Origin of the sequence: Vibrio mediterranei (genome assembly GCF_013364395.1) — a bacterium.
In the GTDB taxonomy this organism is placed as follows: Bacteria; Pseudomonadota; Gammaproteobacteria; order Enterobacterales; family Vibrionaceae; genus Vibrio; species Vibrio mediterranei.
On sequence record NZ_JABXGK010000001.1, the window covers coordinates 1,135,026 to 1,150,825 of the forward strand.

The window sequence follows — 15,800 nt, forward strand, 5'->3', positions numbered from 1 at the left end:
GTATGTGTGGATATTCATCTAGTGTAATATCAGACTATGTAGCTCAATGTAACCCACTAAAAACAAAGAATAGAATGAAAAACATCCTTCTTTCAACTACAGGAACTAGTCCCCAAGTCTTAACAGAGACGCTCTTTGCCATAGCAAAGAGCGGTCGACCATTTCCAGATGAAGTGTACGTCATCACCACACAAAGCAGTAAAGATGTTTTGCTCAATGGCCTAATCCGTGACGGTCATCTAGAAGCACTCAAAAGCGAGTATCAACTGCCAGAGTTCAGCTTTGATGAAAGCCATGTTTGGTTGATAGAAAATGATAAAGGCGAGTATATTGACGATGCCAAATCCATCGAAGACCAAACCTTCATGGCTGATTTCATTACCAAAAAAGTGTTTGATTTGACTCAAGATGACAACACGGCAATTCATGCGTCGCTAGCTGGTGGACGAAAAACCATGGCATTCTATTTTGGTTATGCGATGTCCATGTTCGGGCGCTCGCAGGACACATTGAGTCACGTGTTTGTCGATGATGCTTACGAATTTGTTAGAGATTTTTGGTATCCGACCAAGAATCAAAAGTGGGTTACGGGTAAAAATGGCCAAGGTGAAGTCGATGTAAGTCAGGCGACGGTAACATTGGCAGACATTCCATTTGTTAGGATGAGAAATGCCGTTGACCCAACAGTGCTATCCACTATGGCTAATCTCTCTTTTAGTCAAACGGTAGGCATGTTGAACTCCTCTCAAGAGGGAGAGCTGTCCGTTACCATCGATGGCTCATCCAAATTGATTTCCACATTAGGCATAGATGTTTCACTGACAGCCAAAGAGCTGGCATTCTATCTTTGGCTTTTAGACAAAGGTACTGACGGGCTGCTTGTTGATCGATATTTTGAAGACCAGCAGATGCACAGCATCGACTTTCTGAACACTTACCGCCAGTTTGCAAGTGACCCAAGGGTATTTGGCAGCTTTGGCACCACACCAGAAGATTTTTCAGAGAGCGATTACTCATCATTATCCGGTATGAGCAAAGACTTCCTGCAGCCCATTTGTTCGACCATAAATCGCAAGCTTAAAAAAGCCTTACCAACTCAAACAGCAGGTATGTTGGAGGTAACGTCGATTCCAGAAGGCGTAAACCAGCGTTACTCAGTTGCACTTTGTCGTCCAGATATCGAAGTGTCTGTCATCAACAAGCATTGTGAATCAGAGGGTTAAAGGAAAGATACTATGGCCAAATCTAACTTTGAGTTCCTGAAAGGCGTTAACGATTTTCTATTTGCTATCGCTCGTGCCGCAGAAAAAAATTATCCGGATGACCCGAACACAACTCTGGTAAAACTCAGAATTTTCGGGGAGTCGACGGCAAAGCACTTAGCAAAATTGCTCGACATTGAGGTTCCGGAAAATCAAAACGACCTACTGCGTGAATTGGGCAAAATCCCTTTTGTTGATGACAGCATACTGAGCGTCTTCCATAAGCTTCGAAAGACCGGAAACAAGGCCGTTCATGAGTATCATAACGATCTGCAAGACGCAGAGATGTGTTTGCGCCTAGCGTTTAGAGTTGCAGTTTGGTACTACAGACTCGTTACTAAGCAGTACGACTTTCCCGTTCCACAGTTTGAATTACCAACTTCCGATAACAGCCCTGCTTTCGAGCAAGAAGTTTTGTCATTAAAAGCAGAGCTTGCCAGTGCGAACGAAAGAGTACGTCAAGCCGAGACGCTAACCAAAGTTGAGTTAGAAGCACAACAAGCGAAGCTCACGTCACTCAACGGTTACATTTCCATTCTAGAGAGTAAACAAGAGGAAACTCAAGAGCAGTCTCAAGCTCGAATTGCAGCCTTAGAAGCCAAACTAAAAGAAAAAGAGCAGGAGCTGTCCAAGAAGACAGAGAGTGAGCGTAAGGCGTACAAGCAGCAAATCACCAAAGAAGCGGCATCTCGAAGCCTCGAGCTTAGCGAAGCCGAAACTCGCTTCTTGATCGACTCACAACTTCGTAAAGCGGGTTGGGATGCCGACAGTAAAACGCTCACGTTTGCTAATGGAACTCGTCCCCAGGTAGGCCGTAATATTGCTATCGCTGAGTGGCCAACGGGTAAAGATGAGACGGGGAAAACTGGGTTTGCAGACTACGTTTTGTTTGTTGGCTTACGTCCCATTGGTGTCGTGGAAGCCAAAAAAGCGAACACTGATGTCTCCGCGAAACTCAATGAAGCTTATCGTTACAGCAAATACTTTGATTCGGCTTTCTTGAAGCAAGAGTTAGAACAAGCAGTTAACGACGACGAACTGCTGGACCAAATTGCCGAAACTTTCCCGAACTATGCACCTACTTGGCCTGACGCCAGTGGAAAAGAAAGCTACAAAATTCCATTTTGTTTCTCCGCCAATGGTCGTGACTACCGAGCTGCAATGAAAACCAAAAGCGGCATTTGGTATCGAGACGTAAGACATAACACCAATATGCCAAAGGCGTTGCCAGAGTGGCACCGCCCAGAAGAGCTTGTCGCCAAACTGGAGAACGACCTGCAGCTCCAAAACCGATGGTTTGCCGACAATGCTGATATGAGCGACCTTAGCTTGTATTACTACCAAGAAGAAGCGGTGCAAGCGGTCGAGAAAGCGATTATCGCAGGACAGCAGGATATCTTGCTTGCTATGGCAACTGGTACAGGTAAGACGCGCACAGCTATCGCCCTAATGTATCGTCTTATTCAGTCACAGCGTTTTAAACGTGTGTTGTTCTTAGTCGACCGAACTTCATTGGGCAAGCAAGCATTGGATTCGTTTGAAGATACCAATATCAAAGGCGATACCTTTAACGCTATCTTCAACATAAAAGGATTAACGGATCGCTTCCCAGAAGACAGTACCAAGATTCATGTAGCAACAGTACAGTCGTTGGTTAAACGAACACTTCAAAGCGATGAAGTGATGCCTGTTGGTCGTTATGACTGCATTATCGTTGATGAGGCGCACCGTGGTTACATCCTCGATAAAGAGCAGACGGAAGGGGAACTGAAGTTCCGTAATCAGCTCGATTTTATCTCTTCTTATCGCCGTATAATCGACCATTTTGATGCGGTTAAAATTGCACTCACCGCGACTCCAGCGTTGCATACCATTGATATCTTTGGTGGTGGCACGCTGGGTGACACCGAGAAAAAGCCGGTTTACCGCTATAGCTATAGAAAAGCGGTCATTGATGGTTACCTTTGTGACCAAGAGCCGCCAATCAAAATCAAGACCAAATTGAGTGAAGAAGGTGTCTACTTATCAAGAGGGGCAGAGGTCGTGCGTCTGTCTAATCAAGGCGAACTCATTAACGACACATTAGAAGATGAGCAAGGGTTTGAAGTCGCAGACTTTAACCGTAACCTTATTGTTTCAAACTTTAATAAGGTCGTGTGTGAGGAGCTAGTACAGCATATCGACCCAACAAGTGCCCAAAAGACATTGGTATTTTGTGTCAACAACACTCATGCAGATACGGTAGTTGAAGAGCTTCGCGTTGCGTTTAAGGCGAAATATCCAGACCTTGAACACGACGCGATCATCAAGATCACAGGCGATGCCGACAAGGACGCCAACAAAGTCCAATCAATGATCACTCGCTACAAAAAAGAGCGACTACCTAACATCGTTGTCACCGTTGATTTGCTAACGACAGGGGTAGATATCCCGAGTATCTGCAACCTAGTATTCATGCGAAAAGTACGCAGCCGAATTCTCTATGAGCAGATGAAAGGCAGAGCAACGCGCCTATGTCCTGCAGTTGGTAAAAGCTCATTCCGAATTTTTGACGCCGTGGATTTGTACTCGACACTACAAAGTGTAGACACCATGCGACCAGTAGTGGTTCGTCCACAAGTAGAGCTGCAAACACTGGTTAACGAGATCACCGACTCCGAAACCTACAAAATCAAAGAAGCTGACGAACGCAGCTTTGCCGAGCATAGTCATGAGCAGTTAGTGGCGAAAATGCAGCGTATTATTAGCCACGCGCAATTCAACCGTGATCGCTCTAAAGAGATAGAATCTCAAGTGAAACGCTTAGATGAAATCTGCAGCAATGCAGCAGGATGTGACTTTGCAAGCCTCGCAAAAACACTCAAAACCAAGGGACCAAAGTGGTCTGCTGAAATTTTCAACAAAGTACCGAATATGGTAGGCCGCTTAGAGCAGCTTAAAAACGATATTAACGCTATGCGAGACATGCCAATCTTCACGGATATTCACGATGAAGTGGTTGAGGTAACCCAGGCGTACGGAGACTTTGATAACCCTGAAGACTTCTTAGAGGCCTTCGATAAGCTAGTAGACGTTTCCGCAAATCAACAGGAAGCGTTGGACGCCATTATTAATCGCCCACGAGACCTAACTCGCAAAGGCTTGATTGAGTTGCAAGAGTGGTTCGATGCACAAGACTTCAACGAAGCGAATCTTCGCAGTGCATGGAGGGCCGCTAAGAACCAAGATATTGCCGCTAAGCTTATCGGTCATATTCGACGAGCTTCTATCGGGGATGCACTACTTCCGTTTGAAAAGCGTGTTGAGCTCGCTCTAGAGAGAATAAAATCGGCTAATGATTGGAATGCAGAGCAGCTGACATGGCTCGATAGGTTGGCACAATCCATCAAAGACAAGGTCATACTCGATGATGACACCTTTAAAACTGGCAACTACAAGCGCAAAGGTGGAAAACGCAAGCTTATGAAAGTCTTTAATGATGATTTAGACAGCATACTCACCCAATTCAACGAATACATGTGGGATGAACCGGCGTAGTCACGTAGAATCCCCGTCATTCCGCCTACCCGTAAAAACGGGGTTCGCTGTCAGCGTTTAATGAGTGAATAGATACGCGTTGCTGACAGTGAGAACTCCTGAGCAAATTTAAAAGGCGCGCCGTAACCGCGTCTTCGCATCACCAATGAAGGTGTTGCATTAATCAAGAGACTTATTATGAACAACAACGATCTCGTCGCCAAACTCTGGAAACTCTGTGACAACCTACGTGATGGTGGGGTGTCATACCAAAACTACGTTAACGAGCTGGCCTCACTGCTGTTTCTTAAAATGTGTGAAGAAACGGGTCAGGAAGATGACCTGTTACCAGAGGGTTACCGCTGGGCGGATTTGAAAGCAAAAATCGGCCAAGACCAACACCAGTTCTACCGCAATATGCTGGTACAGCTGGGCGCAGATGATCACGCGATTGTTCGTGCTATTTTCCAAAACGTCAACACCACTATCACGCAACCAGCTCAGCTTACCGAGTTGGTGGACAATATGGACAGCCTTGAATGGTTCGAAGGTGATAAGGGCAAGAGCCGTGATGACTTTGGTGACATGTATGAAGGTCTACTGCAAAAGAACGCGAACGAGACCAAATCAGGTGCTGGTCAGTACTTTACGCCGCGTTCGCTTATCAGCACCATCGTTAAACTTATGCAGCCGCAGCCGCGTGAAATCATTCAAGATCCAGCAGCGGGCACCGCAGGCTTTTTGATTGAAGCTGATAAGTACATCAAAGCGCAGACAAACGACCTCGATGACCTCGACGATGATGACCAAGAATTCCAAATGACCAAAGCCTTTGTGGGTTTAGAACTAGTGCCAGAGACCCGTCGTCTAGCACTTATGAACTGCTTGCTGCATGACATTGAAGGCGATGAAGACGAAGGGGCAATTCGCCTTGGTAATACACTTGGCAGTGCGGGTGAAAGCTTGCCAAAAGCCAATGTGATTTTGACTAACCCTCCATTTGGCAGTGCTGCAAGCACCAACATTACTCGCACCTTTGTTCACCCTACGGGGAACAAACAGCTTTGTTTCATGCAGCATATTTACGATGCGCTAGAACCAGGTGGTCGCGCAGCCGTTGTTATCCCAGATAACGTCTTGTTTGAAGGCGGTAAAGGCACAGAAATCCGCCGTGACTTGATGGACAAATGTAACCTGCACACCATTCTTCGTCTGCCAACTGGCATCTTCTACGCGCAAGGCGTGAAGACCAATGTGCTGTTTTTCCAAAAAGGCACACCAGAGAATCCAGCTCAGGACAAAGGTTGCACCAAGGAGACTTGGGTATTTGATATGCGAACTAATATGAACACCTTTGGTAAACGCCGCCCACTAACGGACAAACACTTTGATGCGTTTGTAAACGCCTACGACAGCGATGCGAATGGTCAATCTGACCGTGTTGAAGGTGTATACGAGACATTAGGTAATGTGTTTGCAGAAGGAGAAAACTCAGTCGAGCACACCATCGAAAATGCGCGTTTCCGCAAGTTCAGCCGTGAACATATTCGCGACCAAAAAGGCGATAGCTTAGATATTTCTTGGCTTAAAGACCTCGAAGCGACCAGTGCAGAAAACTTGCCAGAGCCAGAAGTGCTAGCAGGGGAAGCGATGGCAGAGTTGACGGAAGCAATGTCAGAAATTTACCAACTTATGCAATCATTAGGTGCTAATGATGAGGCTGAGGCACAGAAGCAATTGCTTGAAGAAGCGTTTGGCTTGGAAGAAAAGCCGGAGGCTGAGTAATGAGTGAGCTGCCAAGTAACTGGAAAGAAGTTAAGTGGAATGATATCACTGGGATTGATGGTTTTCGTCGAGGACCGTTTGGTGGCAATCTTAAAAAATCTTGTTTTGTTGATGAAGGATTTGCTGTATATGAACAATATGCGCCAATAAACAATGACTGTAGCTCTTTTAGATATTTTATTACAACGGAAAAATATGAAGAGTTGAGTGGCTTCCAAGTACAAGGAGGTGATTTTTTAATTAGTTGCTCTGGAACTATGGGGAAAATAACATTTGTTCCTGAAGAAGCTCCTAAAGGCGTTATCAACCAAGCTTTATTGAGAATTCGATTACAAGATAAATTTATCGATTCAGATTATTTTTTAAGATTATTCAAATCTCCTCAGGTGCAGAGCCTTGTACTCAACAAGTCGGTAGGAGGAGCAATACAGAACTTAGCTGCAGTTAAGGAACTAAAAGAAATTCCATTGCCGATTGCCCCACTAGCCGAGCAAAAACGCATCGTCGAAAAACTCGATGACGTATTGGCACAGGTCGACACCATCAAAGCCCGCCTAGACGGTATCCCCGATTTGCTAAAACGCTTCCGCCAATCGGTACTCGCTTCTGCGGTGTCGGGGAAGTTGACGGAAGAGTGGTCTGGCGATAAGAATGATAGAATGGCTATGAGCTTGAAGTCCATGACGACCAAAATTGGCTCTGGCTCGACTCCTAAAGGAGGTCAGGCTGCGTATAAAACTGAGGGTATCCCTCTAGTTAGATCGATGAATATTCATAGTACTTTCATTAAGTATGATGACTTAGCGTTCATAGATGAAGCACAAGCAGAGAAATTGAAAAACGTAATAATAGATTTTGATGATGTTTTACTGAATATCACGGGAGCTTCTATTGGCAGGGTTAACCTAGCTCCTGAGTGCTTTGTTGGCGGTAGAGTCAATCAGCACGTTTCCATAATTCGTTGTAACCCAAGTATATTGCTTCCACGTTATTTACATATCTACTTAGCATCGCCAAAAATGCAAAAATGGATAGAGGGGGAGAATTATGGGGCTACTCGACAAGCTCTAACTAAAAGTATGATTGAATCGCTGGAGCTAATCCCTCCGCCTGTTGAGGAACAAAAAGAAATCGTCCGCCAAGTCGACCAATACTTCGCGTTCGCTGACACCATCGAAGCCCAAGTGAAAAAAGCACAGGCGAGGGTAGATAACCTAACCCAAAGCATTCTAGCAAAAGCCTTCCGTGGCGAACTGGTTCCACAAGATCCAAACGACGAGCCTGCAGACAAACTTTTAGAGCGAATCGCCGAAGCCCGCAAAGAGGCCGAAGCGCTCGCTAAAACTGCTAAAAAAGCAGAGAACGCGAAAAAGCGTGCGGCGAAAAAGGCTGCTGAAAATAACTAATTTATAAATTTATTAGCACGCACAACAGCGTGCTTTTTTTGTGGGTAAATCTCAATGTCAGTATATCTATTAACATGGAATCCAAAGAACTTCTCTACGGGAGGAGATGGTTCTGAATCTGGAACATTAAACTATACCATTGGAGAGAATGTTCGATGGTCATGCCACAGCCAGCAGCCAAAAGTTGGTGATACTGTTTATTTGATTAAAGTCGGCGTCGAACCGAGAGGAATCGTTGCGAAAGGAACGGTGAGCAAAGATAGTTATTTAGCCGAACATTGGTCAGATGCATCAAAACAAAAACGATACATCGATTTCAAACTAGAGGAGTTGCGCTCAAATTGTGAGCAAGGCTTGCTGCCTATGATGTTGCTTCAAGGTGCCATGTCTAATCAGAAATGGAGTCCTCAAACATCCGGTATTGAAATAAAAAATGGATACAGAGAGACACTACACAACTTGTGGGAGAGTGGTGAAGGACAGCACTCTGTTGAACAATTCTTTCGATGGTACTCAACGAGCGAGTTTAATCCGGAAGGTTGGTACAAAAGCTATTTGGAAACTTGCGAACTAGCTAACCAAATTAAAAACGGCAAAGAAATAACCCAAGAGGACATTAAAAAGCTCTGGTATGACTCGAGCAACGGCATTGCCGGTGTTGGACAGGGTTTCATGTATAAAAAGGAACTTGATTCAAACAGAGAGTATTTAGAAACGTTGACTAGCGTTATTCTCGCAAAGCCAACTGAAGAAACGTATCGTTACATTCTAGATGGCTGGAAGACAGAGGGACGTTTCACTAGAGTTCTATGGGGGGTAATACATAGAGTCTTTGCCGCTGCCGCACCCGAGCAATACACTAGCATAGTCGCGCCTGATTATATTAAAGAAGTCTTTTCATGCTTAAAGCAACAATATCAAATTGATGCTGGACGCCAAACTACATGGCTGGATGACAACACAAGACTACTCGAGTGTACTAATCAGTTTCTTCCAGAAGGCATCGATGCACAAGCTCGAAATATTCTTTTATGGAGTTTATACGAGTGGAAAGCCACAAATAATAGTGCTGAAACCGAAGAAAATAGTCGAATAAGAGACAATGAAGCTAATTATAAAGCGAGCGCAGCGATGAACAATTATATTGTCAAACCTCTCAACCAGATCCTGTACGGTCCGCCAGGAACCGGTAAAACGTACCACACGATCGAAGCGGCAGTGAAAGTAGCCGAGCCAGAGTATTATTTTGATCTTAATATCAAACCGCAGACTGGTGCTACTAAAGAACAACGTGCGGCGCTTCAAAGCAAATATCAAGAGCTCTGTGATGCGAGACGTATACGTTTTGTCACTTTTCATCAAAGCTATGGCTATGAGGAGTTTGTTGAAGGATTAAGTGCAAGCTCAACAGATGGACAAGTCTCTTATGATGTCAAATCAGGTGTTTTTAAACGTATTTGCGAGCAGGCGACACAAGGGGTTGAGCAAGACAATGACCCGCTGGAAATTGCGATTACCAATCTCAAAGAAGAACTAGAAGAAGGCACTTCACTGTCTTTATCAACGCAAAGAGGTAAAGCGTTCGACATTCAATATCACGGTAATACGACCTTCAGAGCCTTTCCTCATGAGACAAGTCATGAAGATCTGGGTAACGGCTACCCTGTTGCCATAGACAGTATTCGTAAGCTCTATCGAGGAGCAAATGTAAGGGAGTTCTATAACCCTTCATACGTAAAAGCCATACTCAAGCATTTAGTCACCAAATATAAGCTACCAGCAAAGCCGGCGATCTCTGCAAAAAATGCCAAGAACTTTGTTCTGGTTATCGACGAAATCAATCGAGGCAACATTTCAAAGATATTTGGTGAACTGATTACCTTAATAGAAGACTCCAAGCGCTCTGGAAAAGGGCAGACAGAGTCAATCGAAGTCGTTCTGCCTCACTCTGGCGATACTTTTTCGGTGCCTGACAATCTTTACCTTATAGGCACAATGAACACCGCTGACCGCTCACTGGCTATGATGGATACCGCATTGCGACGCCGTTTCGAGTTTATCGAGATGATGCCAAAGCCAAGCTTGTTAAGTGGCGTAACAGTGAGAGGCATTGAGCTAGAGCAGCTCCTAGAAACTCTAAACCAACGTATTGAAGTACTTTACGACCGTGAACACACCTTGGGGCACGCATTCTTTATGCCAGTCAAGGAATGTGTTGAGCAAGGTGATGATACTCAGGCCTTTATCGTGTTGAAGTCGGTCTTTCAAAACAAAATCATCCCTTTGTTCGAAGAGTACTTCTTTGAAGATTGGAACAAGATCCGTTTGGTGCTAGCGGACAATCAGAAAGCCGAGAATTCCCAATTAGAGGGCTTGCAGTTTATTTCTGAACAAAAGCTTACCACAGAGGCGTTGGGAACTCTGTTTGGCCACAACCACGGCTTAAACCAGTACGGTGAGGAACAACAGAAATTCACACTAAAAGATAAAACCGACAGTGTCTGGGATAATCCTTCTGCCTACATTGGGATCTATTCGTTGGGCCAAGCGTCGAGTGATTAATCATGGGCGCTAACAACAGTCCATTACACAAGGGCAACGGGGTAGCGAGCGATCATCCAGTTGTATTTGAGTTTGGTTTTCTTTGTAGTGACAAAGACGCTGCGATTCAGTACGGCTTTTGCCATGTCTCCAAACGTTCTTTTGAATACCTCGAGTCACTTTTCTTCAATGAGCAAAGTGCCAGCCAGTACGAGCTAGCGCAGAGAGACAGTAACGTATCTCAGTTTCTGCAATTGAGAACCCGTTTTGGTTACAAGGTTCTACAAGTAAAGAACTACGTTGGTGTCATTTTTACGCCACATGGCCAGCATATAGAGGTGTTGCCCAAAATAGCCAAAACGGCGGAAGACTTTGAACTGGGTGTTACTGAGTCACGAAGCAAACTGTTAATGATGCTCAGACACCTAGGCGAATTTCGGCACCTAGCCACCGATTCTGCCAGCGTCGATACGTTAAAGATGCCGCTCCTTGAAGTGTTTATTAAGCAGTTTTTGGATAGCGTAAATCAACTGGTCAAACGTGGATTGCGAAGTGATTATGTGCGCTGTGAAGACAATTTAGCGTTTCAAAAGGGCAAGCTCAAAATATCGAAGCAGCTTCGTCACAATGTGGTGAACAAACATAAGTTTTTTGTTGAGTATGACGAGTATCTTCAAGACCGACCTGCAAACCGTCTAATTCGGGCTGCGTTAAAAAAGGTTGCCTCGTACACCAGAGCCAATGTTAACCAGCGTTTATTGCGAGAACTCGACTTTGCTTTCGATGAGGTACCCGCAAGTCTTAACGCTAAACAAGATTTTGCGCGAGTGAAATTGGACCGAAGTATGAGCTATTACCAAGCGCCTTTGGCTTGGGCCCGTTTGATCCTTGAAGGTTTTTCTCCGCTGAGTATGAAAGGCACATCGAGCGCGCAATCGTTACTGTTTCCAATGGAATCAGTGTTCGAAAGCTACGTTGCCTCAGTGCTAAACGAGCAACTCATACCCGAAGCAAAACTGCATACCCAAACGACCAGTGAGTATTTGGTTCAACATCAAAATCGCCGCCAGTTCCAGTTAAGACCTGATTTGCTTATCACTTACCGAGAAGGTACAAGCTCAGAGGGAATAAAACTGGTGCTGGATACGAAATGGAAGTTGATTGATATCCAAGCTAACAATTATGGCTTGGCTCAGTCTGACTTTTATCAAATGCTGGCCTACGGGCAGAATTACCAAGGTGGAGCCGGTGACCTTGTGCTGATTTACCCACGACATGATGGGTTCCAAGAGCCGATAGAGTTCTCATTTGAGTTTACCAAAGACCTACGGTTGTGGGTTGTCCCGTTTGAAATAGAGCTGGGCGGGCTTAGTCGATTGATTACCAGAGACTATCACCCCTTTCACAAGCTTATGAAGAGTGACCTCTCGCATTTGTGAGTTAAGCTCTGAGTTATTGTAATGCTCAGAATTGTAATAAGAATGAACCGCTAATGATTAGAGACAAACTATTAGACAGGCTTTTACTCGAATTTGGTGAGCCAGCACGCGTCACTAAAAAGGTAAATGCATGGCATATCACCAGCCAGTTCGGCATCGTGATTGAGGTCGATACGCCAAAAGATGGCTCGTATGCCAATGTCTGGCTACCTGAACCATTTGGTGATGTGACATTACCAGAGATCCCAACAACGCGTTACCCCGAAGATAAAGGTCGTCACAGCAACACATACAGCACGCCAGGTCTAACGCGAGGGGAGTCGGCGCTTAAAATCAAAGTACAGACCTTAGAGCATATTGAAATGTTTTTGGGGTATTTATTGCCGAAGTAACGGCACTAACTATAAATAACAACGCAGTAATTTCAGCCAATTAACAACGTCGGTTAACATAGGTAATAGGTTGCTTTATGACTATTCAAACTAACTCAAGTGATTTATCTAGCCGCAGCACGCTATCGCTTGATCGAACTCAATCGATCAGCCACTGGTTAGATAACTTTATTAAGACACGCACCAATAAGAATATCAGCGCGAGTGAGGGTTTATTCCAATATCACATGACGCAGCAAGAATATCAGATGCTGAGAAAAACTCTGGCTAATGGTGCCAATTTTTCGGTTCAAAGCCGATTCTCTGATAAGTGGTGCGCTGCGTTTGTTTTGTATGGCGCTGAATGGTTTCGTCGTGAGTACAGCCGAGACTGGAGTTGGTTACCTATTTTTCAAAGCTTGGGCTTAGAGCTAAACCACTCACAAATCAGTGACATTGTTGTAAGAGGCTTGGTTGGGCATTGGAAGAAACCACTGGCTAAGTTTAACAATGGTCACAATGATTATATTGGCTCGGTGTTTAGCGAGGGTGGGTTGCCTTCCAACTTATTATCCAACGACGTTAGCTCGCAGCAATCTAATCACTATCAAAATGCCTTCTTTGCGATTTTTGAACGTTATCAAGATGCTAAGGGCTTGGGCAGTCACGCCATTGATGCACTGATTCGCTCTCGAATTACAGGTTTTCCTGAAACCTTGCAGACTGCTCGTACCGTAAGGCTCATTACCAATATGATAGATAAGCTGGATAGTTTGGTTTATCAATTTGGTCTTGAAACACAAACGAACCCTGCTCAGTACTTGGACAAGCAGTTCCCTCGATGGCGCGAGAGTTTCCCATTACCTCTTGAAAATGAGACTGGTTCTGCGTTTCTGAGTCAACTGCTGTCTACAGCCTCCAGAGAGGTAAATAAGGCTCGAGTGGTTAGAAAATATCTGCAATGCCGACATTCAGTATCGGTAGGGCAACAGGCGATCTATTCCTTGGTTTCGTTACCGCATCAGTGTGTTTTTGAACTGTCTTTGACCGCGCTTACCTCTAGCCGATTGGAGTTAGCAGTATTTGAAGGTGCGGAGCAAATAGCATCGTTAGGTACTGGGTTTGCTCAAACATGTGAGAGTGGTGTATCAGTCAGGATGCGAAACCCCACCATTGAAGTTCGCAGAAGAAAGCCAAGCAGTGAGCTTTATGTCGTTGCTATGCAATCTGGTCGTAAATTGGCTGATATTGCACTTCCCAATAGTTCGTTAGATATTGGGGAATCACCATTGACCCTATCTAGTGACGGTGACAAGTGGGCAGTCATGAGTCAGTCTACATTTTCAACCCGTAGATCGAAAGTTGCCCTTTTGTTGCCTGAGAACGCCACCGTACAACCGGTTTATGGTGACCTTGAATTAGCGACGATTCAATTTAATGATTTACCTATTTATCATCTAAACGGGCAATGTGAGATCAAGATTGGCTCGGATGAGAGGTACATTGTGACGTCGGGTTCAGATGACTTCTCGGCACAGGGCTATGTGTTAAAAGGTGAGCAAGTTCAATTCCCGACTCAACCTGCAATGGTATTTAAAGGCATCCCAAATGTGGTTGAAGAACACTCGCAATCGCCGCTGTCTGTAGAAGAACAGTTGAACATATTCCTTGATAATAGGCCATTGCGTGCTCTGAGTGCGAGTGAGTTTAATGGTAGGCAACTACTGACGGTGAAAGATGAGCAAGGGCTCGTAAAACTGAAAAAGCGGGTTGGTATTTTGCCCAAGGATTTTGAGGTTGAATTTGAAAATGGAGGTCAGCCAAAGCTGGGGGTTATCCGCTTTTTAACAACGTCACCTTGCACTTGGAAGTTAGTTAGCGATACGGTTACTGTTGAATCTTTTACCAATAATGATGGCGTGAAAGAAGTTCGCTTGATGGCTAATGATAAGCCGCCAGCTTCTGTACGCTTCGCAATTCAAGCAAATATTTTAGCTGAACCAATCACTATAGAGGTTCCTTTTCCAGCGCGCGGAGCAGTAGCCTACAATAAAGCTGGTGGAACACTCTCACAGCGACTTTCGGTAGAGGATTTGTTAGGCAGTCGCTTATTCTTATTCTCGACTCGAGGCATACCAGCGACGTTTCAACTTGAGGCTGAATTACGAGCAAAAGCGCACTCAAAGTTCCATGTACCACCTTACTTTCGCTGGCAATACAAGGTTACAGATAAGCCAGTAGAGATCAGTTTATATGGCTTGAAAGGTCAAATATTAGAATTGTTGTCCTTATCAGAGATGCTCGATAGTGAGGTGGAACTGCGCCTCACCGGCCCAGGGCGCACTTTGACCTTCGTAGTCAGCCACTACTCAACAATGCTAGAGCATGATAGACATAACCATACGGTCTCAGTGCGCTCGACGGCTATTTCTGAAGCGAGCCAAGTTAAACCGGTATTGATGTCACTTGCAAATCCAGAGCAGTCAACTTTTGTATTGACCCCTTGCCACAGCGAAGGAGTGGCAACTGGGGAGTATGAGTTGCCCGAGATGATTCATCGCGGTGGACCTTGGTTAGTCATCCCAGAAAAAGGCTCTGAAGTGTTTTTTCGAGCGAAGTTTTTTCTGGGAGAAACTCATGAGCGCAATGGCGAAGTAAAAACATTGCAAAAGGCCTCAGAGTTGTTTCATCCACGCTTTGAACCTAATGTGATTGCTGATGTGATTGAACAAATGGCGGAAGATTGGTCGCATAGTGGCTGGGAATATCTGAAGCAGACATACTTGAACTATGACCACTTACCTCTCTCTACGTTTGAAGTATGGCGCCACTTAGTAAGAAATGAGCGTGCTCTCGCTGTGGCTGTGTTCCGTTTAGAGTTTGATGACAAATGCCTGTCTCAAATGGATGCAGAACTCCCATTACTATGGGAGACAATTGAGATATCTCATTGGCAGCATGCAATATCGTTGTTGACTCAAACACTTCAGGCAATAGGGCTTGAGGCTGCCTTAGTAACAAGCATGGTTGAGCAGCAAGTATCTAAGTTGAGCCTTGCTATCTCAATATTAAACGATATAGAAATTAAATCGATCTTGCTTAAGCAAAAATCGCGTCAAATACCACTACCTTTGATGAAAGAGATGATGGACGGTTGGCATCAAGACCTATTGCATACCCACTGTGAAGACAATGATTGGCCGACAGAGATGGGCAATGAGTTGAAGCATTGGTGTCAGCACCTCGATCTTTTGCCGGTTGAGTTTACTGTTAACAGACCGTTTCAATCAGGTGTGATCTATTGGCCTATTTTCGCCGCGGCACTTGCCAGCAATAGAGTTCCAAGTGAGATCTCGAACGCTTTTCTGTCAGGGACAATTTTCCATTTACGCAAACTGCGCGACTTCGACCACGATTGGTTCGAGCCAGTCTATCGCTTGTTTATCAATTACTTTGCCAACGAAGCACAATAAGGAACTG

The 15,800-nt window shown here is 44.8% G+C and carries 8 protein-coding genes; all 8 read left to right on the forward strand.

Features of this window, described 5'->3' with window-relative positions:
* Positions 1-74 precede the first annotated feature (74 nt).
* The 8 genes from csm6 to HOP38_RS05480 all read left to right on the forward strand — a co-directional run bounded on the left by csm6 (position 75) and on the right by HOP38_RS05480 (position 15,793).
* Entirely contained in the window at positions 75-1,223 is a 1,149-nt protein-coding gene (gene csm6, locus HOP38_RS05445; RefSeq protein WP_198557607.1) for a CRISPR-associated ring nuclease Csm6, read from the forward strand.
* Between the two features lie 12 nt (positions 1,224-1,235).
* Positions 1,236-4,799, forward strand: a complete 3,564-nt coding sequence (hsdR, locus tag HOP38_RS05450; protein ID WP_198557608.1) for a type I restriction-modification system endonuclease — start codon at positions 1,236-1,238, stop codon at positions 4,797-4,799.
* A 177-nt stretch (positions 4,800-4,976) separates the two neighbouring features.
* The gene (locus tag HOP38_RS05455) at positions 4,977-6,563 is read left to right on the forward strand and encodes an N-6 DNA methylase (RefSeq protein ID WP_198557609.1); all 1,587 of its coding nucleotides are present in this window, start codon (positions 4,977-4,979) and stop codon (positions 6,561-6,563) included.
* Positions 6,563-7,969: a restriction endonuclease subunit S gene (locus tag HOP38_RS05460; protein ID WP_198557610.1), complete on the forward strand. Its 1,407-nt coding sequence runs from the start codon at positions 6,563-6,565 to the stop codon at positions 7,967-7,969. Before HOP38_RS05455 ends, HOP38_RS05460 begins: the two co-directional genes overlap by 1 nt.
* A gap of 54 nt (positions 7,970-8,023) precedes the next feature.
* The gene (locus HOP38_RS05465) at positions 8,024-10,531 is read left to right on the forward strand and encodes an McrB family protein (protein ID WP_198557611.1); all 2,508 of its coding nucleotides are present in this window, start codon (positions 8,024-8,026) and stop codon (positions 10,529-10,531) included.
* A 2-nt stretch (positions 10,532-10,533) separates the two neighbouring features.
* On the forward strand, positions 10,534-11,949 hold the full coding sequence (locus tag HOP38_RS05470; RefSeq protein ID WP_198557612.1) for an McrC family protein: 1,416 nt from the start codon (positions 10,534-10,536) through the stop codon (positions 11,947-11,949).
* A 53-nt stretch (positions 11,950-12,002) separates the two neighbouring features.
* Positions 12,003-12,341: a hypothetical protein gene (locus HOP38_RS05475; RefSeq protein WP_198557613.1), complete on the forward strand. Its 339-nt coding sequence runs from the start codon at positions 12,003-12,005 to the stop codon at positions 12,339-12,341.
* A 77-nt stretch (positions 12,342-12,418) separates the two neighbouring features.
* Positions 12,419-15,793, forward strand: a complete 3,375-nt coding sequence (locus HOP38_RS05480; RefSeq protein ID WP_198557614.1) for an STY4851/ECs_5259 family protein — start codon at positions 12,419-12,421, stop codon at positions 15,791-15,793.
* The last annotated feature ends 7 nt before the right edge of the window (positions 15,794-15,800 follow it).

Bases quoted from the DNA above. Each gene is read 5' to 3' on its own strand.
- hsdR (WP_198557608.1), top strand. From the start codon at position 1,236: ATGGCCAAATCTAACTTTGAGTTCCTGAAAGGCGTTAACGATTTTCTA.
- HOP38_RS05480 (WP_198557614.1), top strand. From the start codon at position 12,419: ATGACTATTCAAACTAACTCAAGTGATTTATCTAGCCGCAGCACGCTA.
- HOP38_RS05475 (WP_198557613.1), top strand. From the start codon at position 12,003: ATGATTAGAGACAAACTATTAGACAGGCTTTTACTCGAATTTGGTGAG.
- HOP38_RS05470 (WP_198557612.1), top strand. From the start codon at position 10,534: ATGGGCGCTAACAACAGTCCATTACACAAGGGCAACGGGGTAGCGAGC.
- csm6 (WP_198557607.1), top strand. From the start codon at position 75: ATGAAAAACATCCTTCTTTCAACTACAGGAACTAGTCCCCAAGTCTTA.
- HOP38_RS05465 (WP_198557611.1), top strand. From the start codon at position 8,024: ATGTCAGTATATCTATTAACATGGAATCCAAAGAACTTCTCTACGGGA.
- HOP38_RS05455 (WP_198557609.1), top strand. From the start codon at position 4,977: ATGAACAACAACGATCTCGTCGCCAAACTCTGGAAACTCTGTGACAAC.
- HOP38_RS05460 (WP_198557610.1), top strand. From the start codon at position 6,563: ATGAGTGAGCTGCCAAGTAACTGGAAAGAAGTTAAGTGGAATGATATC.